This is a genomic window from Brachybacterium timonense, assembly GCF_900258505.1.
Lineage (GTDB): Bacteria > Actinomycetota > Actinomycetes > Actinomycetales > Dermabacteraceae > Brachybacterium > Brachybacterium timonense.
Genome location: NZ_LT984895.1, coordinates 1837143 through 1861359, shown reverse-complemented (window position 1 = coordinate 1861359; position 24217 = coordinate 1837143). Strand labels below are relative to the sequence as shown.

Below are 24217 nucleotides of genomic sequence, written 5' to 3'. Positions count from 1 at the left end.
TGATGGACGAGCACCACCGCCCGATAGCGATCACAGGGCCAGGAGAATGAGCCGACGATGACGATCGAGATTCGCAACGAGACCACTGCCCGCGTGGACGAGCACGAGTTCGTCGAACTCGCCCGCTTCGTATTCGACGCGATGCACCTGAACCCGCGCACCGAACTGTCGATCCTGTTCGTGGATGAGCAGGCCATGACGGACCTGCACGTGAAATGGATGGATGAGCCGGGGCCGACGGATGTGCTGAGCTTCCCCATGGACGAGCTTCGTCCCGGCAGCCCGAGCGACCCGGCACCGGAGGGTCTGCTGGGCGATGTGGTGATCTGTCCGGCGGTGGCAGCGCGCCAGGCCCGTGGGGCCGGGCACGGTGCCGCCGAAGAGATGCTGCTGCTCACAGTCCATTCGATTCTCCACCTGCTCGGCTTCGATCACGCCGAAGAAGAAGAGCGTCGGGTCATGTTTGACCTGCAGCGCAAGCTGCTTCTGACCTTCCTGGCCTCCCGCGACGGGAAAAGCTGACCCCCGCCCATGAGTGAACTGTTCGTCCTCATCCCTCTAGCAGTCCTGGGTATGGTGCTTGGGGCTCTGCTCACCGCTGCTGAAGCGGCACTGCTGTGGAACTCCCGTGGTGGTCTCGAGCGCGCACTGTCTGACACACCCGAGCGTCTGCGCCGCCGCGTGCTGCACCAGCACGATGATGCCAACCGCACCATGGCAGCGATCAGCCTGGGCCGGGTGATGTCCGAGGCGCTCATGGCCGTGGCGATCACCGCCATTGTGTTCGAGCGGATTGACGGCTGGGTCTTGCCGACTCTGGTGTCGATCGCCATCGCGGGCGTCGCGTCATTCATCTGGATGTCTGTCTCACCGCGCACCATCGGCCGACGTCGGCCCGAAGCCGTCGCTACGGGCCTGTCGGGTCTCATCGGCGTGACGCGCGTCCTTCTGGGCCCGCCCTCCCGGCTGTTGATCCACATCGGCTCCGCTTTCACCCCGGGTGGAAAGGTCAGCGGTGGGCCGTTCGCCACGGAAGCTGAACTGCGACAGAGTGTGGATCGCGCCATGGAGAACGACCACATCGAGCTCGATGAGCGCGACATGATTCGCGGCGTGTTCGATCTGGGTGACATGCTGATCCGCGAGGTGATGGTGCCGCGCACGGACATGATCACCATCAGCTCCACGGCGACAGCAGAGAAGGCGATGCGCCTGTTCGTGCGCTCCGGTTACTCGCGGATCCCTGTGGTGGGGGAGACCGTCGACGATCTCCTGGGCATGCTGTACGTCAAAGACGTCACCCGTGTGATCCACTCCCCGTGGGATCCGCGACCGGACCGCCCGGTCACAGAGATCATGCGGCCTGCACGGTTTGTCCCGGAGTTCGTCCCAGCGGACGATGTGCTGCGCTCGATGCAGACCTCCCGCGTGCACATCGTGGTGCTCGTGGATGAGTACGGCGGCGTGTCCGGCATCGCCACGATCGAAGACATCATCGAAGAGATCGTCGGTGAGATCGCCGACGAGCACGATCGCTCGGAGCCGGAGATCGAGGATCTGGGCGACGGCGTGTTCCGGGTGCCCTCGCGCACGTCCGTGTCGGAGGTCGGCGAGCTGTTCGGGCTCGACATCGAAGACGACGACGTCGACACGGTGGGTGGCCTGCTGGGGAAGGTGCTCGAACGGGTGCCGATCGTAGGCGCCGAAGGCGACATTCTTGGGCTGCACCTGGAGGCAGAGCGCTTCTCGGGGCGCCGCAAGCAACTGTCTACGCTGCTCGTCTCGCGTACACCGCGTGAGGACGACGATGCCGAGGATGAGGACGACGATGACTGACGAGATGGCAGTGCACCGCTCAGGGTTCGCGGCGCTCGTGGGCCGGCCGAACGTTGGCAAATCGACGCTGACGAATGCCCTGGTGGGGGAGAAGGTGGCGATCACCTCCTCGAAGCCGCAGACGACGCGACGCGCGATCCGCGGAATCCTCACCCGTGAGGACGCCCAGCTGGTGCTTGTGGATACCCCGGGTGTGCACCGTCCGCGCACTCTGCTCGGGGAGCGCCTGAACGACCTGGTGCGTGAGACCCTCGCGGAGGTCGACGTGGTCGGGTTCTGCCTGCCAGCAGATCAGAAGATCGGGCCGGGGGATCGGTTCATCGCGCAGGATCTGCAGGAGATGCGTCAGGGCCGGCGGGGCCCGCGTGTAGTGGCGATCGTGACCAAATGCGATCTTGTCTCCCGCGATGAGGTGGCTGCGCATCTGTTGGCCGTTGACCAGTTGCTGGACTTCGACGACATCGTGCCGATCAGCGCAGTGACGGGCACGCAGGTCGGAGTCCTGGTGGATGTGCTGGTCTCACACCTGCCCAAGGGGCCGCAGCTGTATCCGGACGATCAGCTCACAGAAGAGTCACGGGATGATCGCATTGCGGAGCTGATCCGTGAGGCGGCCCTCGAGGGCGTACGCGATGAGCTGCCGCACTCGATCGCTGTGGTGGTCGAGGAGGTCACCGAGCAGGCGCGTGACGGTGACCCGTTCGCTGAGGTCGAGCCCGGCGCAGGACGGCTTGTGGTACGCGCGAATCTCTTCGTGGAGCGTGAATCACAGAAGGGCATCATCATCGGCAAGGGCGGCTCGCGGCTGAAGGAGGTGGGGTCTGCCGCTCGCGCGGAGATCAACCGCCTGCTTGGCCGTACAGTGCATCTCGACCTGCGAGTGAAGGTTGCCAAGGACTGGCAGCGTGACCCGAAGCAGCTGGGCCGTTTGGGCTGGTGAACATGACGCGGCGCGCCTGAGCTCGCGAGGGCCAGGCGCGCCGCTGTAACCGTGATCGTCAGCTGCGCTCGGCACCGAGGTGGTGCGACACCGCGAAGAGCGTCAGCACGTGCGGTTCGTGAGTGTGGCCGTCGTCAGAAGCTGGTTGCTGAGTGTCGTCGACGACGGCGATCCGGCTGGCTGCGTGTAGGTGATCGTGGCGGACTTCACGGACGATGTCAGCGTGAAGGAGGTCCAGCCATAGCCGGGGAAGACCTCGATGCTGCCCGGCATGATCTCCACCTGGCCGTACTGCCTTTTACCCTTCTGCGTAACGGTGAAGCTCTCTGTTGTCGTGTACGTGAGAGTGCCCGTGACGAGAAGACCTCCATCGGGGCGTTCGGTAATCGTGGGCTTCGTCAGCGACCAGTTTCCCTTGACGCCCTGACTCTCCAGGTAGGTCGCTCCCCTGTTCTTCACGGTGTCGCGTCTGCCCGTCAACTGCTTGTTCCACGTCTTCCCGTCAATCATGATGTTCTCCGCTGTATACCGCGCTTGGGGGTGCTTAGGGAGGACGACCTCGATCTGGGTGACGAAGGTGGCGCCATTCTGGAGGGTCGCTGTTGAGTTTGGGATGTACCCCGTGCCGGTAGCGGGCTTGGTGGTGGGCACCGACCACCAGAAACCGGAGCCTGACACGTAGCTGCCGTCCGCGCCGGATGCTGAGTTAGCGACGGGGGTGAAGGATCCTTCGCCGTTCACGATGAACTCGCCACTATCTGTCATGCAGTTGTTGCCGTCGTCCCAGCGGACATCGCTTTCCGGGCTACGACCGGACTTGACGGCGTCGAAGTACGCGGTCGGAGACGTAGGGCGTGTGGTTCCCGTGTCGTTAGCCCCGTTATAGCCGATGTAGGACCCGTTGTACTGGGTCGACACGAAGAGTCCATACTCCCCGGAGGACTTGACGGGCGACGCCGCGAATGCCGGCGCTGCGGATGCGACGATCGCGCTGGGGATAGCCCAGCCGGCGCCGCGGACAAGCGTTCTGCGATCAACTGTCTTCATGCTGACAGACTACAAATGTGACCGAGGGGTCTGGTGGCTACGGGCCGGTTCGTTGACCAGATCGGCACGGGAACTATTGCATTAGGTCGCCACACGCCAGCGCATCGACGCCGTGGGGTGAGCAGGGCCGCCGGGGATCGCAGCGCCGTGGTGTCCGATGGCCGCCAGGAGACTGGAATGCTCCCGCTGATTATCTTTGGATGGCACATCAGCCGGTGCGAAAAGACCGTGAGCGCTGCGCTATGGAATCGGGGTCAGTGTCTTAGCAGCGATTAACCCCACCCTGGGATCCTGAAGAATCGCACAGGTAGGTGTTTCCCCAATAGGAATCGAGCTGATATGTCCGCCCGCCCGAGGTGTACGTGACGTAAGCGGTGCGATCCAAGTAGATCGTGCGAACCGAGTTCGGGGGCAGGGGCACGTTGGCGTACTTTACCGTGAACTGGGGGGTTGATTGTTCCCGGGGTAGGGATTTGCAACCGGTTGCCGGATCTGATTTAAGAAGGCTCGTTGCCACCGTTGGGTCCCCGGTGAAGGTGAATTGCCAAGCCTTGGTGGTTGCGGTGCGGTTATTCAGGAGACGGAACGTGTGGTCCTGCCACGCCGCTGTAACGCCCGCAGACGAGGTTCCGGTGGTGAAGATTCTGCTGGCCACGCCTCCGTTAGGCTTATATGAGGATCCTGTAGGATGTGAAAGGGGTCCGGTGAGACCGCGGTAGCTGCAGGAGGATATGGAGGAGTAGCTTATCTTGCATGAATTCTTCAGGCTGGAGTAGCGGTTTCCCGGATCGAATGCGCCGGGGCCATTGGCGCCGCTCACTCCGTTAGTTGTTGCGCCCTCGTCGCGTTGCTGAATCCAGTATTCGTAGCGAATGCTGGTGATCTGAGCATCGGCGGGAAGATTGGCGAGGTTGATCCAGCCGTAGAAGAGGAACGTTTGATCCGTGGTTGTCGCGCTCTCACGCTTCTCGTAGGGGAGCCCCCAGTTGTAGTTAGCGGAGGCGGGGGCCTCGAGGGATGGGGTGCAGCTCGATGCCGCATACGCAGGTGCGGCTGTCGAGACGACGACGCTGGGAACAGCCCAGCCAGCTCCGCGCACAAGAGTCCGGCGATCAACTGTTTTCATGCGGCCAGCATACCGATGTGACTGTCCGGTGCATAGGGCTGTGGGCAACCTCGCTTCCCTCCCTTCGTCCGGAGACTGTTGCATCGTCGTGCTCACGGAGCATGCACGGCTCTCGCTCCGGCATCACACTCCCGGTGGGCCAGGAACCCTGGCGTGGGTCGACCCGTGGCCAGGTGCGCCAGGAGCAGTCCCGACCCGTAGTGTTGGCTCAGTGGTTCTACTCGGAATCGGAGGATCCTCACTGATGCAGCACACGACTGACGCCCCCACGCAGCTGACGCCCACTGGCCACGGCGGCCCGCAGCAGCCCTCCGGCATGCCGATCCACAAGTACCTGCCCTACCACGAGCAGATCCCGGTGGATCTCCCGGACCGCACGTGGCCCACCAAGCGCATCGAGAAAGCACCCCGCTGGTGCGCGGTCGACCTGCGCGACGGCAACCAGGCGCTCATCGACCCGATGAACTCCGAGCGCAAGATGCGCATGTTCGAGCTGCTTGTGTCGATGGGGTACAAGGAGATCGAAGTCGGATTCCCGTCTGCCTCCCAGACCGACTTCGACTTCGTGCGTGCGCTCATCGAGCAGGACCGCATCCCCGACGACGTCTCCATCCAGGTCCTCACCCAGTGCCGCGAGCACCTGATCGAACGCACCTACGAGGCGATCGCCGGGGCGAAGAACGCCATCGTCCACTTCTACAACTCCACGTCCGTCGTGCAGCGCGACGTCGTCTTCCGTGCCGATGAGGACCAGGTGCTCGACATCGCCGTGCAGGGCGCGCTTCTGTGCAAGAAGTACGAAGAGTCCATCCCGGATACACGCATCACCTACGAATACTCGCCCGAGTCCTACACAGGCACAGAGCTCGAGTACGCGCTGCGGGTGTGCAACGCGGTGATCGACGTCGTCAAACCGACCGTTGAGAACCCGATCATCATCAACCTGCCTGCCACGGTCGAGATGGCCACACCGAACGTGTACGCCGACTCGATCGAATGGATGCACCGGCACCTGGACTCCCGCGAGGCTGTGGTGCTCAGCCTGCACCCCCACAACGATCGGGGCACCGGTGTAGCAGCAGCCGAGCTCGGCTACCTGGCCGGTGCTGATCGCATCGAAGGCTGCCTCTTCGGCAACGGTGAGCGCACCGGCAACGTTGACCTGGTCACCCTTGGGCTGAACATGTTCAGTCAGGGCATCGACCCACAGATCGACTTCTCGCGCCTCGACGAGGTGCGCCGCACCGTCGAGCACTGCAACCAGATGTCGGTTCCTGAGCGCAGCCCGTACGGCGGCGACCTCGTATTCACCGCGTTCTCCGGCTCCCATCAGGACGCCATCAAGAAGGGCCTTGAGCGCATGGACGCGGACGCCCTCACGGCCGGCGTCTCCCGTGACGAGATGATCTGGCGGGTGCCCTACCTGCCGATTGACCCCAAGGACATCGGCCGTACCTACGAAGCCGTGATCCGCGTGAACTCGCAGTCCGGGAAAGGCGGCGTGGCCTACCTGCTGCGCACCGAGCACGGGCTAGACCTGCCGCGCCGCCTGCAGATCGAGTTCTCCACCATCATCCAGACCCTCACCGACGCGGAGGGCGGGGAGGTCGCGCCCGAGAAACTGTGGGACGCGTTCGTCGACGAGTACCTGGAGAACGAAGATGCGTCCAAGCGCTGGGGCCACTATGGCTTCCGCGGGGTACAGCAGGTATCCCAGGGCGAAGGCAGCGACCAGATCACCGTGCAGCTCATCGTCGGCGGTCAGGAGCGGGAAATCACTGGCCTGGGCAACGGCCCGCTGGATGGTTTCGTGCGTGCCCTCGCGGCCCAGCAGGTACAGGTACGGATCCTGGACTACGCCGAGCACGCGCTGACAGAAGGAGACGACTCGCTCGCGGCCGCCTACATCGAATGTGAGATCGGTGAACGGATCTTCTGGGGCGTGGGCATCGACGGCTCGATCACGCGCGCCTCGCTCGAGGCGATCGTCTCCGCGATGAACCGTGCCCACCGGGCGGGCATCGATCTGCGAGGCTGACCCGTCACCACGTCAGGACAGGCCGACGGCGGCGTGCCCACGGGGGCGCCGCCGTCGGTCATTGCGGCCCTGGCTCCCTCAGGCCGGCATTGTCAGCGCCATCGAGGGATTCTCGATCCTCGAACTCCTCGGTCAGCCCCAGCTGTTCGGCGGTCAGCGCCGGGATCTCACCGGTCACCGTCGCATGGGTAGCGACAGGGATGTCCTGCAGGCCGGGATGCTCCGGCTCGGTGGGATGATCCTCAGCGGTGCGGCGGGCGGTCAGAGTGACACCGGCGCTCGCCACCACAACCAGGACGGTCGCCAGTACACGCAGAAGAGTCACACCCTGTGAGAGCAGCAGGACGCCGGCTAGCAGAGCGATCGCGGGCTCCAGGCTGAGGAGCACCCCGAAGACGTGACGGGGGAGACGGCGCAGCGCCGACAGCTCCAATGTGTACGGGAGCACGGAGGCAAGGACCGCCGTGCCGAACGCCGCCACGGCAAGCCGAGGAGAGACCAGGCCCTGCCACGCCCCCGACGCACCGAACGGCAGTACCGTGAGCGCGCCGATCGCCATCGCCAGGGCCAGGCCCGTCTGCCCCGGCACGATCTGGCCCACCTTCGCCGACGTGACCACGTACAGGCCCCAGAACACAGCTGCGATCAGCACGAACAGCACACCCAGCAGATCCAGCTCGCCCAGGCCGAGTGCAGACTCCATCCCGAACAGACTCACGCCGAGCAGCGCCAGCGCCACCCACAGCAGGTCCGTGCGCTTCGTGGACAGCACCGCAGCCACCGTGAGCGGTCCCAGGAACTCGATCGCCACCGCCGTGCCCAGCGGGATCCGAGCGAGGGACGCGTAGAAGAACCCGTTCATCAGACCGATCACGGCGCCGAAAGCGAGGATCGCCAGCCACTGTTCCCGGGTCAGCGACCACACCTTCGGTCGGACAATCACGAGCAGCACCAGTGCGGCGAAACCCAGCCGCAGAGCCGTTGTTCCTGCTGGACCGATCGCCGGAAACAGAGTCGTCGCGATGGCGGCACCGAACTGCAACGAGGTACAGGAGCCCAAGATCATCAGCACCGCAGAGCTCGTTCCGGCGGTCGTCCCGGGAGTCGCAGTCGAGAAGGTCGAGGAGGACATGAGGTCAGTGTGACAGGGAACCAGTGTCAACATTTTTACACTGATGTCTGATGGTCGCATCGTGAGGAGAGAACCATGACGGAACCTGCGTCGCATCCCGAGCGTGCTGACTCCGTTTCGGGTGTTCCCGCTGCGCTCACTGCCGCGACCGTGGCGGTGTTCAAGAAATCGTTCTTCAAAGACGGGCTCATCGTTACGGACCCGAACGGAAACGTCCTCGCGCGGACTGTGCAGCGTCCGGGTTCTGGCGGTCTCTTCTTCACCCGCGGCCCTCTCGACCTCCTTGCAGACGATGAGCGAGTGCTCGTCCGCATTTTGCCCGTCCAGCAGGCCTTCGTTGGCCTTCATTACGAGATGTCGGACGCCGCAGGCGTGCCCCTGGGGATCGTGCAGATCCACTACGGGGGACCCCTGAATCACGCCTTGAATGTGAGCTTCCCGGATGGAAGCCAGATGCAGTTCTCCACCATCTTCCGCAGCCAGTCCGACTGCACATACCGGGACCGTCTCGCCGCCCGCATCGCCCGACCGGATGCGTTCTCGCTTCTCCGCCATGTTTCTTTCGACCCCGACGCGCGCCCCTGGCTGCGCCGCATCATTCTGGGCGCCGTGATCGCTGCGTTGGACTATGAGCTCGTGGACGCTGCCCGGGAGGCACGCAATAGCTGACGACACCGCACATCGAGGTACGCTCCGCGCACTACGCAGCGCCGCAGGGCCCTGTCGGACTAACCTCAGACCATCATGCAGAAGCTCTACCGTGATGATGCACTCGTCCTGCGCACCCATCCGCTGGGTGAGGCCGATCGCATCATCACCCTGCTCACCCGTCGTCACGGGAAGGTGCGTGCTGTCGCCAAGGGGGTACGTCGCACAGGCAGCCGCTTCGGTGCCCGGCTCGAACCGTTCGGTCTGATCGACGTGCAACTGCATGCCGGACGCAGCCTGCACACTGTCACCCAGGTGGTCACCATCGATGCCTTCGCGCAGGCGATCAGCACCGACTATGCGCGCTTCACTGCAGCCACCGCCATGCTCGAGACCACCGACCGGCTCACGGAGGATGCCGTCGACCCCTCCCAGCGAGGATTCCTCATGCTCGTCGGCGCCCTGAGGACCGTGTCGCAGGGAACCATTGCGCCGTCGCTCGTGCTCGACTCGTTCCTGCTGCGCACGCTCGCGTTGTCCGGATGGGCGCCTGAGCTGCGGATGTGCGCCTCCTGCGGTGCGCCCGGACCCCACCACGCCTTCGACGTGCGCGCTGGTGGACTTGTCTGCACGTCGTGTCGTCGACCCGGGGCAGTGGCCGTGAGGCAAAGTGCGATCGAGCACCTGGTCTTCCTGCTCGCTGGGGACTGGAAGAATGTGGTGACTGCGGACGACACTGTCGCCCTCGAGGCCAGCCGCCTGATCGCCGACACTGTCACCTGGCATCTCGAGCGGTCCGTGCGCTCGCTCGGGTACGTCGAACGATGAGAGTTGCCAGGTATCGCCGACCCAGTTCGCCCGTAGACAGCATCGACCAGGAGCCACGAGCGCTGAACCTCGTCGAGAGCCGACGCGCCTTAGACCGGAAGGACCACTGATGCCCCAGGCGTACCAGGACCCGTTCCCGCATCCCAGCGGGGAGACGGCGCCGCGTCTTCCTGCCCGGCTCGTGCCCCGTCATGTCGCCGTGGTGATGGACGGCAACGGCCGGTGGGCGAACCAGCGAGGGCTTCCGCGCACAGCTGGTCACGAAGCCGGAGAGGCAGCGTTGCTCGACGTGGTGGCCGGCGCGATCGACGTCGGTGTCACGCATCTGTCCGCCTACGCGTTCTCGACCGAGAACTGGAAGCGTTCACCCGATGAGGTGCGTTTCCTCATGGGGTTCTCACGATCCGTGCTGCGCCGGCAGCGCGACACCTTGAACTCGTGGGGCGTGCGCGTGAAGTGGATCGGGCGACCGCAGCGGCTCTGGGGATCGGTGATCCGCGAGTTGCAGGAGGCCGAGCGGCTCACCGCCCGCAACACGCGGCTCACGCTGTACATGTGCGTGAACTACGGCGGACGCGCAGAGATCGTTGACGCTGTGCGCTCCATCGCCGCCGACGTGCGAGCAGGACGCATCAGCGGGAAGGGGCTCAGCGAAGCGGACTTCGCCCGGCACCTGATCGATCCGGACATGCCGGATGTCGACCTGTTCCTGCGCACCAGCGGTGAGCAGCGCACCTCGAATTTCCTGCTGTGGCAGTCCGCCTACGCGGAGCTCATGTTCGTGCCCGAGCTGTGGCCCGACGTGGATAGACGCGTGCTGTGGCGCGCGATCGTCGACTACGCCCGACGCGACCGACGCTACGGCGGAGCGATCGACGCGCCGCAGGGGAGCAGCGCGGTGCACGGAGACGGCGCAGCTCAGGGGAGTGGCGCGGAGCAGGGAGACGACAGGACGCAGGGGAGCATCGACGCGAAGTAAGGCGGCGCAGCGCCGGGGAACTGTGCGCAGTAGAGCACGGTTGCGGGGCAGGAGAAGGGGCGCGGCGCGAACTCAGCGGTCAGCCGTGCCGACGTCTGTCTCCGCGTCGGCGTCCTCAATCTCGCCGGTGCCCGTCGGAGCCAGAGACCCATGGCGCCGCCGCGTGTTCACCAAGAAAACCACCAGCACCACGACGATCGCGAGAGCAGCGACCGCAGCCCACGGCGAGCGCAGGAACAGTTCGACCCACAGCATGATCGCCGCAAGGCCGACAGTCGCATAGATGACCGCCCAGAAGAAACCGCCAATCGCGAGGGCCGGCAGGTAGCGCTTCAGAGGCATCCCGGTGAGCCCGGCCGCCGCGTTACAGGCGGTCTGGAAACCGATCGTGAGGAAACTGAACGCCACCACCGGCGCTCCCCAACGGTTCACGATCCGGGTCGCGCGCTCCACACGCGGTGACGCGAGCCAGCTCGCCACGCGACCGCGGTCCACCGCTGCACGGGCACCACGCCCGAGCGCGTACGTGCCGCCGGCCCGGAACAGCACCACGAGGTACAGGAACGCGATGGCGGGGACGAGCGGGAGCGACTGCACCCACTCCATCATGGTGTCTCAGCCTGACCAGATTCGTTCGACTCCGAGTGCTCAGGGCAGAGGCCAAAGACCTCGAGCGTATGGTCGAGGTCGGTGAAACCGTGCTCGCGGGCGATCGCCGTCATCGCAGCCTCGAGCTTCGGTGCCAGAAACTCCACGGTACGGCCGCACACGCGACACACCAGATGGTGGTGGTGGCCCTCCTGCTCACACTGGCGGTACAGCGACTCTCCTTCCGCGCTCACCAGCACATCGAGGCGGCCGGACGAGGCGAGGGTCTGCAGATTGCGGTAGACCGTCGCCAGGCCCACGGTCTCGCCCTCGGACCGCATCTGCTCGTGGATCTGCTGAGCAGAACGGAAATCGTCCTGACGGGACAGGGCATCAAGAAGAGCGGCTCGCTGCCGAGTGTTGCGCTGCATGGGGCCCATTGTCCCCCATCGGGGCATCACACGGCCGACGGGCCGATTCCTCAGCGTGTGCGCAGACGCCGGGCTGACTCCACGATCCCGCGAACGATCAGCCCCACGGCATACACGCCGATGGTGAGCAGCACGATCACACCACCCGGCGGCAGGTCCACGTACACCGTGACGGTCAGGCCCACCACAGCGCACACCACCGCGATCAGCATCGCGGTGCGCATGGTGCGTCGGAAGCCCACCACCATCGTCTGCGCGGCAGCGACCGGCACGATCATCAGCGCCGAGACCATCAGGGCGCCGACGATCCGCATGGCGAGCGTGACGGTGAGCGCAGCGATCACAGCGATCAGCACGTTCACCAGCCGCACCGGCAGCCCGGAGGCGCGGGCGAACTCCTCGTCGGTGGTGACCGCGCTGAGCAGCCCCGTCATGCCGACGCCGATCACCATCACCACGGCCGCAAGAACCAGTGCGATCCACAGATCCGAGCGTGTCACGGTCGAAAGCGAGCCGAAGAGATACCCCATGAGGTTCTGCGATGTTCCGCCAGCCAGTTGGATGATCACCACACCGCCCGCGATACCGCCGTAGAACAGGATCGCGAGCGCCACGTCACGGCTCGTGTGCCCCACCTCGCGCACATACTCAATCGCGAGAGCACCGACGATGGACGCCAACAGCGCGCCCGGAATCGCGAAGGCATCCATCGGGCTGACCGTCGTCCAGGCGCCCACCAGCCAACCGAGTGCGACACCGGTCAGGGCCACATGGCCGAGCCCGTCACCCAGCAGTGAGAGCCGCTTCTGCACGAGGAACGTGCCGACCACCGGCGCCGTGAGTCCAATGAGGACGGCGATGATCAGCGGGTACCGGACGATATCCGACGTCATGAGTGAGAGATCGGGAATCATGCGGGGTGGATCTCCTGGCCGATGCAGTCGTCGATCGGGGTGGCGGGCCCGTGGTCATGGCCCGGGTCCAGCAACGGACGATCCGCCGGATCCCCGTCGTGCACCAGGCGGCCGTGGTCCAGTACAGCAGCGCGCGTGATGTCGGCTTCCAGCGGCCCCAGCTCGTGCAGCACGACGATGATCGTCGTGCCCTTGAGCCACAGGTCTCTAAACAGCTGCGCGATGGAGACTTGCGTGTCGAGGTCAATACCGGAGAACGGCTCATCCAGGATGAGCAGCTCAGGGTTGCGCACCAGAGCGCGGGCGATCATGACGCGCCGACGCTGGCCGCCCGACATCTTGGTGATGGGCCGGGATGCGAGATCGAGCATGTGGACGGCTTCGAGGGCGTCCGTGACCCGGGTATCACGGGGGCGCAGGAACCAGGAGCCGGGGCCCAGCAGTCCGGCGGCGACGGTTTCTCGTGCCGTTGTCGGGATTGAGCCTGCCTCGGGGTGGTCCTGCGGAACATAGCCCAGGCGTGCATGGGCGCGGGAACGGCGCACGTCCTGCCCGAACATACGCGCTGTGCCTGATTCGACGGGGGTGACCCCGGCGATCGTCTTCAGCAGCGTCGACTTGCCGGAGCCGTTCGCGCCGAGCAGCGCGAGAAGCTCTCCGGGCGCGACGGACAGGTCGATCCCGTGCAGGATGCGGGTTCCCCCGAGGGATACCCGCACCTGCTCAAGGTCGACGACGGGACCGTCGGATCGTGTCACCCGAAGCTCGCGACGAGCTTCTCGCAGTTTTGGCGCATGACGGCAGGGTAGTCGGCATCGGGCGACAGCTGCGTCTCGAGGTTGTCGAGTTCTTCCGCTGTCACGCCGAGATTCTCAGCGAGCGACTCCGCGACCTTGGGTGATGCCGTGGTCTCGAAGAAGATCGTGCTGACGCCTTCATCCTTCACAGTCTTCTCGACCTCGAGCAGACGGGCGGGTGACGGCTCCGTCTCCGGGTCGACCCCGGAAATGCCGACCTGGTGCAGGCTGTAGCGATGTGCCAGGTAGGCAAAGGCCGTGTGACTGGTGACGAAGGTCTTCGAGCCGGAGGCGCCGTCGAAGGCGGACTTCAGCTCCGCATCCAGTTCCTCGAGCTCGGTGCGCAACGTCTTCGCGGCATCGGTGAAGGTCTGCTTCTGCTCGGGGACGAGCGTGCCCAGGCGCTCGGCGATCGCCTCGCCCACCTGTGCCATGAGCTCGGGATCGTGCCACATGTGCGGGTCGAAGGCGCCGTGATCGTGGTCGTGACCCTCGTGGTCATGGCCGTCGTGGTCGTGGCCCTCGTGATCATCGCCGCCGCTATCGGACGCGCCGTGATCATGCTCATCGTGGGCGTGATCATCGTGGTCCTCGTGATCGTGCTCGTCGTGATCGCCGTGGTCGTGGCCCTCGTGATCGTGCTCGTCGTGATCGCCGTGGTCGTGGCCCTCATGATCGTGACCCTCGTGCTCGTCGTGTTCTCCGCCATCATCCGATGATTCGCCGTCATGGGTGTGGTCATGATCGGCGCCGGTGTTCGGCAGCAGTTCCACTACGGTGGAGACGTCCAGCGCCGCCTTCTCCAGGCCCCGGGACGAGATCGCATCGTCAAGAGCGTTCTGGTAGCCCAGGATCTGCAGGATCAGGTCGGACTTCTCGAGCTCCGCGACCTCTCGCACCGAGAGTTCGAGGCCGTGGGGATCCACGCCCGGCTTCGCGAGCGACGTGATCTCCACGTGCTCACCACCGACGCGCTGCACCAGGAAGTCCATCGGGTAACAGCTCGTGGTCACACGGGGCTTGCCGCCATCGGCGTCACTGCCGCCGCCCGAGGATCCGCATGCCGCGAGCGCCAGGCCGAGCGAGCCGAAGGATGCGGCCCCCAGGACCGAACGGCGTGAGGGACGCGGACGGGATGCGGCCGCGGACAGCGCACGAGCGCGATGAGACGAACGAGCTGTAGTCATGACGATGATTCTCGCTACCTCGAGAGCTGCATGCAAACCACAATTGTTCTCATGACCGGGTCGTGGTTGTTCTCACGCGGGTTTCAGTGGGCGGATATGCTGAGGCGGATCGAGATCGGCCCGTCGACAGGAGAAACACCGTGGCCAAGGCCCCCGCCAGCACGCTGGACAACGTCATTGCGCTCGCCAAGAAGCGCGGATTCGTGTTCCCGGCCGGTGAGATCTACGGCGGTACACGGTCGGCCTGGGACTACGGGCCGCTGGGCGTTGAGCTCAAGGAGAACATCAAGCGGCAGTGGTGGCGCACCTTCGTCACCGCACGTGAGGACATGGTGGGCCTGGACTCCTCCATCATCCTGCCGGCGAAGGTGTGGGAAGCCTCCGGCCACGTTGCGACCTTCACGGACCCGCTCGTGGAATGCCGCTCCTGCCATAGCCGCTTCCGCGAGGACCACCTCATCGAAGGGTTCACCGAGCGCAAGGGTCGCGCTCCAGAAGGTGGGCTTGCGGAGGTGCCCTGCCCGCAGTGCGGAACCCGGGGTCAGTACACCGATCCGCAGCAGTTCTCCGGCCTCATGAAGACCAACCTTGGTGCCGTCGATGATGGCTCCGGCCTGCACTACCTGCGGCCTGAAACGGCACAGGGCATCTTCGTGAACTTCCTCAACGTCGTGACCGCCGCGCGCATGAAACCCCCGTTCGGTATCGGGCAGGTGGGCAAGGCCTTCCGTAACGAGATCACACCCGGCAACTTCATCTTCCGCACCCGCGAGTTCGAGCAGATGGAGATTGAGTACTTCACCCGTCCCGAGGATGCCGGCAGGTGCTTCGACGAATGGGTTGAGGCCTGCTGGAACTGGTTCGTGGATCTCGGGATCAACCCGGAGAACATGCGCCGCTTCGACGTGCCCGACGGCGAACGTGCCCACTACTCCGACGCCACGATCGACCTCGAATACCGTTTCGGCTTCCAGGGCAGCGAGTGGGGTGAACTGATGGGTGTGGCCAACCGCACCGACTTCGACCTGGGCAGCCACACCGAAGCCTCCGGCACGAAGATGCAGTACTTCGACCAGGCCGCCGGCGAACGGTACACGCCGTATGTGATCGAGCCGTCATTCGGTCTGACCCGTGCTCTCATGGCCTTCCTGGTGGATGCCTACGCTGAGGACGAGGCGCCGAACACCAAGGGCGGCGTGGATGTGCGCACCGTTCTGAAGCTCGATCCACGTCTGGCCCCGGTGAAGGTTGCTGTTCTGCCGCTGTCCAAGAGCGAGGACCTCGTGCCCCGCGCCCGCGACCTCGCCGCGTCGCTTCGCGCGCACTGGAATGTCGAGATGGACGTGTCGCAGGCGATTGGCCGTCGCTACCGCCGCCAGGATGAGATCGGCACGCCGTTCTGCATCACGATCGACTTCGAGACGGCCGACGACCAGGCTGTGACCGTGCGTGAGCGCGACAGCATGGCGCAGGAGCGCGTGGCGCTCGACCAGGTTGAGCGCTATCTCGCGGAGCGGCTGATCGGAGCCTGAGGATGCCGCCGGCTCAGACGAGCGCCGTCACCAGATGGGGCAGCACCTGATCGCCGAACACAGACAGCACCTCGAGCTCCTGCTCCGCCGTGGCGCCGAATGGCAGAGTGAGCACGATCTCGTCGGCCGCCTGGACGGCAGCGTCGGCGACGAGCGCCTGGGCGACGACACCGGGGGAGTCGATGACGACCTCGCTAAAGACGGCGTCGCGACCGCCGATCTCCTGGCCGCGATGCTCCTTCGTGGAGCCCGCTGCAGCCGTGCGCTCACGCGGGATCAGTGAGACGAATTGTTCGAGGTCCTCCTCATGGGCCACCGGCACCATCTGCCGGCTGACCGAGACATATCCGGGGCCGTGACCCGCGCTCTCGCTCGCGGCACGGTAGGCATCGATCACCTCACGCTGCAGGACCTCAAAAGACCGGCCCGAGCCGTCATCAGGCGCGAGCGTGGCAAGTTGCAGACTCAAGCCCTGCTCACCGACTTTCTCAGCGCGCTCGACAGTGGCCGCACCGTACGCGAGGCGGGAACGCAGACCGGGAACCTGCGGCTGCACCGTCAGCGGCGTTCCCGGGGCGACACCTTCAATATGGGCATCGGCATGCGAGACCACGGTGCCATCAAGGAAGCTCAGAAGGTCCGCGAGCACCCGATCCACGTGATCGCGCACATCGCCGTTCGACTCACCGAAAGCGCGCACATACATGGCGTCATGCGCGGAGTAGCCGGAGCTGAGGCCGGCGCGCAGGCGCCCACCGAGCAGCAGATCTGCGGTGGCCAGATCCTCGGCAAGGCGACCGGGATTCTCGAAACGCAGCGGGATTACCGCGGTGCCCAGCTGGATCCGACGCACATGCTGGCCAAGCGCCGCCAGGTACAGCAGCGGCGATGAGACGGCGTCCTGCAGATGGCGCACGCGGATGTAGCCGACGTCGTACCCGAGCTCCTCTGCCCGACGGAACAGTGCAGCGCCCTCTTCAAGGCCGCGGCTGGTCACGCCTCCGCTCAGCTGCTCCACCCCGGTGTGCTCGACCTGGGCGAGGAAACCGATGCGCGGTGGAGCGGTGCGGACGGGGTCGGACATGGAAGCCTCCTGAGGCTGACCGGTGCGATGCCGGGGCAGACGGTGATCACCTGCCAGTGTGCCAGCTGTTGCCGACCTCTGGCTGGGCCCTCCCGATCGCAGGGGTTTCCACCGGCCGGTTCCACAGGTCCGGCGGGATCCACGCCGGGGTGGGACAATCGCGGGGATGACTGCGCTTCAGACCCCCGTTGCCGACGCCCCCGCCACTCGTCGGCCTCTCACGATCGGCCCGCACACGGTGGACACACCGGTGGTGCTCGCCCCCATGGCTGGGATTACCAACATGGCGTTCCGACTGCTGTGCCGTGAGTTCGGTGCCCGCCACAGCGCCGATGATGGCGGCCTGTACGTGTCAGAGATGGTGACCTCCCGGGCGCTCGTGGAGGAACACCGAGAGTCCTGGCGATTGGTCACGATGGGGGAGCGGGAGCGGCCCCGTTCCGTGCAGTTGTACGGCGTGGACCCCGTCACCGTGCGGCGTGCGGTCGAGATGCTGGTTGAGCGTGATCGAGCCGACCACATTGATCTCAACTTCGGCTGCCCCGTGCCGAAGGTCACCCGCCGCGGTGGCGGAGGGGTGCTGCCATGGAAGAGCGAGCTGTTCACCCGCATCGTGCGCGCCGCAGTCGATGCCGCCGGGGAGGTGCCGGTGACCGTGAAGACCCGCATGGGCATCGACGCGGATCACCTCACCTACCGTGATGCGGGACTGATTGCTCAGGAGGTGGGGGTCGCCGCCATCGCTCTGCATGGACGCACCGTGGAGCAGCACTACTCCGGCGAAGCCCACTGGGAGGCGATCGCCGACCTCAAGCAGCTCGTCACCGACATCCCGGTGCTAGGCAACGGCGACATCTGGAGCGCCGAGGACGCGTTGGCGATGATGGATCGCACCGGGGCCGACGGGGTCGTTGTCGGACGTGGCTGCCAGGGAAGGCCCTGGCTGTTTGCGGATCTCGCCGCGGCCTTCGCTGGCAGCGACGAACGGGTGCAGCCGAGTCTGGGGGAGGTGTGTCGGGTCGTGCGCCGACACGCGGAACTGCTCGTAGAGTTCTTCGAGGACGAAGGGCGTGGCCTGCGTGACCTACGCAAGCACGTGGCCTGGTATTTCAAGGGCTACCCCGTCGGCGGGCGGATGCGGCACCGGCTAGCCACCATGGAATCGATCGCGGATCTCGATGAGAAGCTCGCCGAGCTCGATCACAGCGTGCCGTACCCCGGCGGTGACGTCGAAGGACCGCGTGGCCGCGCCGGTCGGCCCAAACGCGCGATCGTGCCCGAAGGCTGGATGGACTCGCGGGAGCTGAGCCCCGAACACAGCCAGCGACTCCACGAAGCCGAGCTGGACACCTCGGGAGGCTGAGATGACGTACACCCCGCAGGCTGACGGCACGCATGCTTCCGTGCCGGCCGGCTACACAATCGCCGACGTGGAACGCTGGGCCGACGAGCCACCAAAGTCTCAGTCCCGCACGCCGTTCCAGCGTGACCGCGCCCGTGTGCTGCACTCTTCCGCGCTGCGTCGGCTGGGCGCGAAAACGCAGGTGCTCGGCGCCGGGTCGAATGATTTCGTCCGCACCCGACTCACTCACTCCCTCGAAGTCGCGCAAGTGGGCCGCGACATCGGCGCCGAACTCGGCTGCGACCCCGATGTCGTGGACGCCGCGTGCCTGTCCCATGACTTAGGGCATCCGCCCTTCGGCCACAACGGTGAGCGAGTGCTGAACGACCTCGCGGCAGGATTCGGTGGATTCGAGGGCAACGCCCAGACCTTGCGGCTGCTCACCCGGCTTGAACCGAAGATCCTCAGCGCCGAGCGCCCCTACGGCTTGAACCTCACCCGCGCCGGGGTTGACGCCGCCATCAAGTATCCGTGGCGTCGCGGGCAGGGCCCTAACCCCGACTCCCCGAAGTTCGGCGCCTACGAGGACGACCTCGACGTGTTCACGTGGGCGCGGCAGAACGCCCCCGTCGGCCAGAAATGCATCGAAGCGCAGGTCATGGACATCTGCGACGACATCGCCTACTCGGTGCACGACGTGGAAGATGCCGTCACCGGCGGCGCCCTGGAGCTGGCAAAACTGTCGGATCCCATGGAACGAGCGGCCGCGCTGTACGTGGTCCAGGACTGGTACACGCCGCACGATGACATCCCCGCACTGGACGAAGCGCTTACCCGCCTTGAAGCGCTCCCGATCTGGGTCACGACCTTCGACGGCTCGCTGCGATGCGCCGCCGCGTTGAAGGATATGGCCAGCCAGCTCATTGGACGCTTCACCCGTAGCGTCGTCGCTGCCACCCGGGAGGCGTACGGCGACGGACCGCTCGCCCGCTACGGGGGAGACGTCGTGGTGCCCGACGACACGCGGCTGGAGATCGCCGTGCTGAAAGGTCTTGCCGCCGCCTACGTCATGAGCTCCGCTGACCAGCAGCCCGTCTATGAGCAGCAGGAGGAAATCCTCCGGGACCTGTACGGGCGGCTGTGGACCACGGGGCGAACCCACCTGGATCCCCTCTTCGCTGAGCTATGGGAGGCTGCCACCGATGACGACGCCCGCCGTCGCGTGATCATCGACCAGATCGCCTCCTACACCGACGTCACCGCGCGCCGCCTCCACGCCGACCTGTACGAACACGGTGACGCACAGGCGACTGCCGCCGATCTCCCCCTGCCCGGCCTCGGATCGGAACTCTGACATGGCGAAAGGACTGATCCGTCGTGCCGATGTCGATCTCGTGCGCGAGCGAGCGCGCCTAGACGAAGTGGTGTCCGAACACGTCACACTGCGCAGCGCTGGCATCGGCTCGATGAAGGGACTGTGCCCGTTCCACGACGAGAAAACGCCGTCGTTCCATATCCGCCCACAGTTGGGCCACTGGCACTGCTTCGGCTGCGGCGAGGGTGGGGATGTGATCTCCTTCGTGCAGAAGATCAACCACCTCAGCTTCGTCGAAGCCGTCGAGATGCTCGCCGGCCGCTACGGCGTCGAGCTCCACTACGAAGACACCGGGCGTGGCAGCGGGGGTGACCGACCCGATTTCGGTACCCGACGACGTCTGCTCGACGCCCATGCCATCGCCGAGGAGTACTACCGAGAACAGCTCGGCACCCAGGCCGCTGAGATCGGCCGACGCTTCCTCACTGAACGCGGCTTCGACCAGCGAGCTGCCGAGCAATTCGGTGTCGGCTTCGCACCCGAAGGCTGGGACAACATCACCGGTGTGCTGCGTCGACGCGGCTTCACCGAGGCGGAGCTCACCGCCAGCGGACTCGTCTCCCAAGGGCAGCGCGGCGTCTACGACCGCTTCCGCGGCCGCCTGGTCTGGCCGATCCGCGACATCACCGGCAACACCATTGGCTTCGGAGCGCGGCGGCTGCTCGAAAGCGACCAGGGGCCCAAGTATCTCAACACCCCGGAGACCGCGATCTACCGCAAATCCCAGGTGCTGTACGGCCTGGACCTTGCCCGCAAACAGATCGCAGCCCAGCATCGAGTCGTCGTCGTTGAGGGCTACACGGATGTGATGGCCGCGCACCTTGCCGGTGTGACGACGGCTGTGGCGTCCTGTGGCACGGCTTTCGGCTCCGATCACGTGAAGATCGTCCGACGCGTCATGGGAGACACGAACCCGTCGGCCGGACTGCGACTGAACGCCGACGGACGATCGCTCAGCGGCGAAGTCATCTTCACCTTCGACGGTGATGCCGCCGGACAGAAAGCCGCGCTGCGGGCCTTCGAGGAGGATCAGCGGTTCGTCGCCCAGACCTTCGTGGCGGTCGAGCCCTCCGGCATGGACCCCTGCGATCTGCGCATGGCCCGCGGTGACGCGGCCGTGGTGGAGCTGGTGCAGTCGCGGCGGCCGCTGTTCGAGTTCGCGATCCGCTCCATGATCGACCAGGTGGACCTCGACACGGTCGAAGGGCAGGTCACCGCGTTGCGCATGGCGGCCCCCGTGGTAGCGAGGATCCGAGACAGAGCAATGCGCCCGGAGTACGCACGTCGCCTGGCTGGCTGGCTCGGCATGGACGAGCGCACGGTGCTGCGCGCTGTCCACGAAGCCGCACGCGGAGGAGCCGACACGGGCCGACACGTCCTGCGGGACGAGCACGAGAAATCCAACGGACCGGACAGTGGGCAGGATGTAGGCCTCCCGACTGTGCGGCTCGCCGACGTGGTGCGGCCGCGTGATCCCGTGGGCCAGGTCGAGGTGCAGTCCCTCGCCATCATGCTGCAGGCACCGACCTTGCTGGACCCCGAACAGGTTGGCGCACTGCCGGACGACTCCTTCCACGTTCCCGCTCTGCAGGGAGTGTGGGACGTGATGCTGGCCGCCGGCACCTTGCTCGACGCCGTCGATGGGCAGCTGGCCCCTGCCCGTTACCTCGAGCAGGTCCTCGAGATCGCCGGGGAGACCGTGCGTCCGCTCATCGTCGAGATCGCGAACCAGGAACTCCCGGCCCGCACTGAAGACGACCTCGCGCGGCTGGGCTCATCACTCATGGACCGGCTGACGGAACTGTCCATCACCCGTGAGTACTCGGTGCTCACCCAGCGCCTGCGCCGCGCCGAAACAGAGGAGGAACAGCAGGATCTCCTGCGTCGTCTCGCGACCGTGCAGGAAAAACGCCGGCGCCTGCGGCGCGGGGAAGGGTGAAGGCGAACGGGTTCGCATGGGGCCGCGTACGGGCACGGGACCGATGGACCGCGCAGTGCCGGCGCTGATACGAGAACATACCCGTATGACGACTCTGTGGCCCTCTCGACGCTCGGTGCTGTTGACGACCTCCGGCGTGCTCGCGTTCGCTCTGGCTGGATGCGGCTCCGACGTGAGCGATGGATCCGGCGGTACTGCTAAAGGCGAAGGGTCCGATGGCGGCGCTTCGGACAACGCCGGTGCTCGGACGCCAGTGGATGCCGTCGATGACGCGACCCCGACGCCGCCAGCCGACGGCGACCGCGACATCGACCGGAGCGTGCCCTATCTCGAGCTTTCTGCGGACAGCAGCGGCCCCGTCGTGGATCTGCTGCTCGACTTCCGCTGCCCGCCCTGCAAGGGCTTCATGGAGATGCACCGTGAGTACATCGACGGTCTTGTGAAGGATGAGTCCGTTGTGCTGCGCATCCATCCGCGCCCCATGCTCGACGCGCGGCGCGAATCGACCTTCTCTCAGAACGCAGCCTGCGCGGCCGCGGCGATCTACGCCCAAGACCCCGCACTCCTGATGGAGTTCGAGCACGCCATGTACGCACAGCAGGCACCAACCGGGGAGGATCCAGACCCGACACTGTCGGAGATCATCGCTATCGCCCAGGACTGCGGCGCCGATGAGACCTGTGTGCAACAGATCGTGCAGCGCGCCTACGTGCCATGGACACTTGAGGTCGTGGAACCGGAAGCGGCCGCCCTCGAGGTGGGAACCCCCACCGTGATCATCGATGGGACGATCTGGGACGGAGACTGGACGCAGCCCGGTGCGCTGGAGAAGGCCGTCGGCGTCTGAACGGTATGCATCGCTGCAGGCATGATGTCTGCGGCGGTGCGAAGCCTCACAACAACGGTGGCCCAGGCGGGGCTTGAACCCGCGACCGACGGATTATGAGTCCGCTGCTCTGACCTGCTGAGCTACTGGGCCGATTGCGCCCCTGTCGATGCGAGACAGCTCGCAAGGGCCTCAGAAATCTACCACGCGGTGCGTGACCTGCAGGGATACGGGCGCCATGACATCGGTGTACGTCCGGGCCGAGATGTCAGATGGGTCATAGAACGGGCCGCGAACGCCCCCGCGTGTGCAGGACAGCGCTGGTACCTGCTAGCATCTCTCAGGTCGATCCCGCATAGCTCAATCGGCAGAGCATTCGACTGTTAATCGAACGGTTACTGGTTCAAGTCCAGTTGCGGGAGCCAGAGAAACACTAGGCCAGCCCCGGATTCGTCCGGGGCTGTGCTGTCTCTGGCACCCTGCGTGCACCACAGAGTTCGGTCTGTGCGCTCGACGACGGTGCTCTTCGTCGGCAACCCATCGCGTTCACAGAGAGGTCGCATCCCATGACTGACTCCAGCACATCGCCCGATCAGCAGCAGGGGATGTTCCAGAACCCTGACGCCGTCACCGAGGACAGCGTGAGTGTGGACCGGGTGGGGCCCAGATCGTATGTGGGGCGGTCGAGCAGGGGTGTGGAGATCCCCATCGGGCACGGCGAGAACGAGGTCAGCCCGGGCGAGCTGCTGAAGATCGCGCTCATCGGTTGCGCCGGGATGAGCAGTGACCGTGCGCTCGCGCGTCGCCTGGGCGACGACTACCGGGCGCGCCTGTGGGCGCATGGCAGCAGCGATCGGGAGAGCAACCGGTACAAGGCTGTCCGTGAGCAGATGCAGCTTGAGCTGGACGGCCTCGATTCCGACACCATCGAGGAGATCGAGCGCGTGGCCGTACGAGCGATCGCAGCCGGCTGCACGGTCGAGCGCACCCTCGCGGACACCGTCGACGTCACGCATGAACTCCTCGATGCCCACGGATTCGCGGCACTGCCCGAGAACGCGGAGGATCAGGCGTGAGCATCCGGCCGATACGCCTCATCGGGGACCCGGTGCTTCGCACGCCCTGCGATCCGATTCGGGATATCACCGACGGCGTGCGCACCCTCGTGCGGGATCTCGAAGACACCGTCGACGACGAGGGCCGCGCCGGCGTGGCCGCCAATCAGATCGGTGTCACGCTGCGTGCCTTCTCCTTCCGGCACGAAGACCTGGGAGTGGGTCATATTCTGAATCCGCACATCGTCGAACTCTCCGACGAGCAGCAGCATGACGATGAAGGCTGCCTGTCGGTGCCCGGTCTGTGGTTCCCGCGCTCCCGCGCCGCCTACGCCCGCTGTGTGGGCACCACCGTGGACGGCGACGACATCGAGATCGCCGGTGACGACGTCATCGCCCGGCTCATCCAGCATGAGGTGGGGCATCTCGACGGAGAGCTCTACATCGACGGCCTCGAACGATCCGTGAGAAAGCGAGCATTGCGGGCCATCCGCGAGACCTTCTAAGCTGAGGCGACACCTGGGAGTCCTGACCTCCTCCGTGCATCCGATTCGTTGGGGAAGACGCATCGGT

The 24217-nt window shown here is 65.6% G+C and carries 23 protein-coding genes and 2 tRNA genes; 15 read left to right on the top strand and 10 right to left on the bottom strand.

What is annotated here, in order from left to right:
• Positions 1 to 57: 57 nt before the first annotated feature.
• The 3 genes from ybeY to era are packed head-to-tail and all read left to right on the top strand — an operon-like array spanning position 58 to position 2776.
• Positions 58 to 522, top strand: coding sequence for an rRNA maturation RNase YbeY (ybeY, locus tag C8271_RS08240; RefSeq protein ID WP_106506899.1), 465 nt, complete (start codon positions 58 to 60; stop codon positions 520 to 522).
• 9 nt (positions 523 to 531) lie between these two features.
• Positions 532 to 1836: a hemolysin family protein gene (locus tag C8271_RS08235; protein WP_106506898.1), complete on the top strand. Its 1305-nt coding sequence runs from the start codon at positions 532 to 534 to the stop codon at positions 1834 to 1836.
• Positions 1829 to 2776: a GTPase Era gene (gene era, locus C8271_RS08230; RefSeq protein WP_245921048.1), complete on the top strand. Its 948-nt coding sequence runs from the start codon at positions 1829 to 1831 to the stop codon at positions 2774 to 2776. Before C8271_RS08235 ends, era begins: the two co-directional genes overlap by 8 nt.
• 102 nt (positions 2777 to 2878) lie before the next feature.
• On the opposite strand, the gene C8271_RS08225 is transcribed toward era, so the two are convergent.
• Both C8271_RS08225 and C8271_RS13705 read right to left on the bottom strand, forming a co-directional pair.
• Positions 2879 to 3823 carry an amino acid oxidase gene (locus C8271_RS08225; RefSeq protein ID WP_106506897.1) on the bottom strand — a complete coding sequence of 315 codons (945 nt, stop codon included), beginning with the start codon at positions 3821 to 3823 and terminating at the stop codon, positions 2879 to 2881.
• Positions 3824 to 4085: 262 nt separating this feature from the next.
• Entirely contained in the window at positions 4086 to 4949 is an 864-nt protein-coding gene (locus C8271_RS13705; protein WP_138774543.1) for a hypothetical protein, read from the bottom strand.
• Between the two features lie 244 nt (positions 4950 to 5193).
• Here C8271_RS13705 and leuA point away from each other — a divergent pair, with 244 nt between their 5' ends.
• Positions 5194 to 6987 (top strand): 2-isopropylmalate synthase, encoded by a 1794-nt coding sequence (gene leuA, locus C8271_RS08220; protein ID WP_106506896.1) that lies wholly within the window; start codon positions 5194 to 5196, stop codon positions 6985 to 6987.
• 58 nt (positions 6988 to 7045) lie between these two features.
• Here leuA and C8271_RS08215 read toward each other — a convergent pair whose 3' ends face one another.
• Entirely contained in the window at positions 7046 to 8119 is a 1074-nt protein-coding gene (locus tag C8271_RS08215; RefSeq protein WP_170957835.1) for an EamA family transporter, read from the bottom strand.
• A gap of 75 nt (positions 8120 to 8194) precedes the next feature.
• Here C8271_RS08215 and C8271_RS08210 point away from each other — a divergent pair, with 75 nt between their 5' ends.
• The 3 genes from C8271_RS08210 (at position 8195) to C8271_RS08200 (ending at position 10574) form a co-directional block, all read left to right on the top strand.
• A complete protein-coding gene (locus C8271_RS08210) occupies positions 8195 to 8788 on the top strand; it encodes a hypothetical protein (RefSeq protein ID WP_106506894.1) in 594 nt (197 codons plus the stop codon).
• Between the two features lie 75 nt (positions 8789 to 8863).
• Complete coding sequence (gene recO / locus C8271_RS08205) at positions 8864 to 9595, top strand: DNA repair protein RecO (protein ID WP_170957834.1); 732 nt, start codon at positions 8864 to 8866, stop codon at positions 9593 to 9595.
• 109 nt (positions 9596 to 9704) lie between these two features.
• Complete coding sequence (locus C8271_RS08200) at positions 9705 to 10574, top strand: isoprenyl transferase (RefSeq protein WP_106506892.1); 870 nt, start codon at positions 9705 to 9707, stop codon at positions 10572 to 10574.
• Positions 10575 to 10646: 72 nt separating this feature from the next.
• On the opposite strand, the gene C8271_RS08195 is transcribed toward C8271_RS08200, so the two are convergent.
• From C8271_RS08195 to C8271_RS08175, 5 genes are read right to left on the bottom strand one after another with little or no spacing between them, the layout of a single operon-like run.
• Positions 10647 to 11180, bottom strand: a complete 534-nt coding sequence (locus C8271_RS08195) for a DedA family protein (protein ID WP_245921186.1) — start codon at positions 11178 to 11180, stop codon at positions 10647 to 10649.
• Positions 11180 to 11593, bottom strand: coding sequence for a Fur family transcriptional regulator (locus C8271_RS08190; RefSeq protein ID WP_106506890.1), 414 nt, complete (start codon positions 11591 to 11593; stop codon positions 11180 to 11182). Before C8271_RS08190 ends, C8271_RS08195 begins: the two co-directional genes overlap by 1 nt.
• Positions 11594 to 11643: 50 nt before the next feature.
• Positions 11644 to 12507 (bottom strand): metal ABC transporter permease, encoded by an 864-nt coding sequence (locus C8271_RS08185; protein WP_106506889.1) that lies wholly within the window; start codon positions 12505 to 12507, stop codon positions 11644 to 11646.
• Positions 12504 to 13265 carry a metal ABC transporter ATP-binding protein gene (locus C8271_RS08180; RefSeq protein WP_106506888.1) on the bottom strand — a complete coding sequence of 254 codons (762 nt, stop codon included), beginning with the start codon at positions 13263 to 13265 and terminating at the stop codon, positions 12504 to 12506. Before C8271_RS08180 ends, C8271_RS08185 begins: the two co-directional genes overlap by 4 nt.
• Positions 13262 to 14491 carry a metal ABC transporter substrate-binding protein gene (locus tag C8271_RS08175; RefSeq protein WP_106506887.1) on the bottom strand — a complete coding sequence of 410 codons (1230 nt, stop codon included), beginning with the start codon at positions 14489 to 14491 and terminating at the stop codon, positions 13262 to 13264. Before C8271_RS08175 ends, C8271_RS08180 begins: the two co-directional genes overlap by 4 nt.
• A 140-nt stretch (positions 14492 to 14631) precedes the next feature.
• Between C8271_RS08175 and C8271_RS08170 the strand changes: the two genes are divergently transcribed.
• The gene (locus tag C8271_RS08170) at positions 14632 to 16023 is read left to right on the top strand and encodes a glycine--tRNA ligase (RefSeq protein ID WP_106506886.1); all 1392 of its coding nucleotides are present in this window, start codon (positions 14632 to 14634) and stop codon (positions 16021 to 16023) included.
• A 13-nt stretch (positions 16024 to 16036) separates the two neighbouring features.
• On the opposite strand, the gene C8271_RS08165 is transcribed toward C8271_RS08170, so the two are convergent.
• The gene (locus tag C8271_RS08165) at positions 16037 to 17107 is read right to left on the bottom strand and encodes an LLM class flavin-dependent oxidoreductase (protein ID WP_106506885.1); all 1071 of its coding nucleotides are present in this window, start codon (positions 17105 to 17107) and stop codon (positions 16037 to 16039) included.
• A 166-nt stretch (positions 17108 to 17273) separates the two neighbouring features.
• On the opposite strand from C8271_RS08165, the gene dusB reads away from it, so the two are divergent.
• From dusB to C8271_RS08145, 4 genes are all read left to right on the top strand, one after another.
• Positions 17274 to 18470: a tRNA dihydrouridine synthase DusB gene (gene dusB, locus C8271_RS08160; protein ID WP_106506884.1), complete on the top strand. Its 1197-nt coding sequence runs from the start codon at positions 17274 to 17276 to the stop codon at positions 18468 to 18470.
• 1 nt (position 18471) lies between these two features.
• Positions 18472 to 19803, top strand: coding sequence for a deoxyguanosinetriphosphate triphosphohydrolase (locus C8271_RS08155; protein ID WP_106506883.1), 1332 nt, complete (start codon positions 18472 to 18474; stop codon positions 19801 to 19803).
• A 1-nt stretch (position 19804) separates the two neighbouring features.
• The gene (dnaG, locus tag C8271_RS08150) at positions 19805 to 21763 is read left to right on the top strand and encodes a DNA primase (RefSeq protein ID WP_106506882.1); all 1959 of its coding nucleotides are present in this window, start codon (positions 19805 to 19807) and stop codon (positions 21761 to 21763) included.
• A gap of 85 nt (positions 21764 to 21848) precedes the next feature.
• Positions 21849 to 22610, top strand: a complete 762-nt coding sequence (locus tag C8271_RS08145; protein WP_106506881.1) for a DsbA family protein — start codon at positions 21849 to 21851, stop codon at positions 22608 to 22610.
• A 58-nt stretch (positions 22611 to 22668) separates the two neighbouring features.
• Here the strand turns inward: C8271_RS08145 and C8271_RS08140 are convergent.
• Positions 22669 to 22742, bottom strand: a tRNA-Ile gene (locus C8271_RS08140).
• Between the two features lie 196 nt (positions 22743 to 22938).
• Between C8271_RS08140 and C8271_RS08135 the strand changes: the two genes are divergently transcribed.
• The 3 genes from C8271_RS08135 to C8271_RS08125 all read left to right on the top strand — a co-directional run bounded on the left by C8271_RS08135 (position 22939) and on the right by C8271_RS08125 (position 24150).
• A tRNA-Asn gene (locus C8271_RS08135) sits at positions 22939 to 23014 on the top strand.
• Between the two features lie 141 nt (positions 23015 to 23155).
• On the top strand, positions 23156 to 23665 hold the full coding sequence (locus C8271_RS08130) for an OsmC family protein (RefSeq protein WP_106506880.1): 510 nt from the start codon (positions 23156 to 23158) through the stop codon (positions 23663 to 23665).
• Entirely contained in the window at positions 23662 to 24150 is a 489-nt protein-coding gene (locus tag C8271_RS08125; RefSeq protein WP_106506879.1) for a peptide deformylase, read from the top strand. Before C8271_RS08130 ends, C8271_RS08125 begins: the two co-directional genes overlap by 4 nt.
• Positions 24151 to 24217 lie beyond the last annotated feature (67 nt).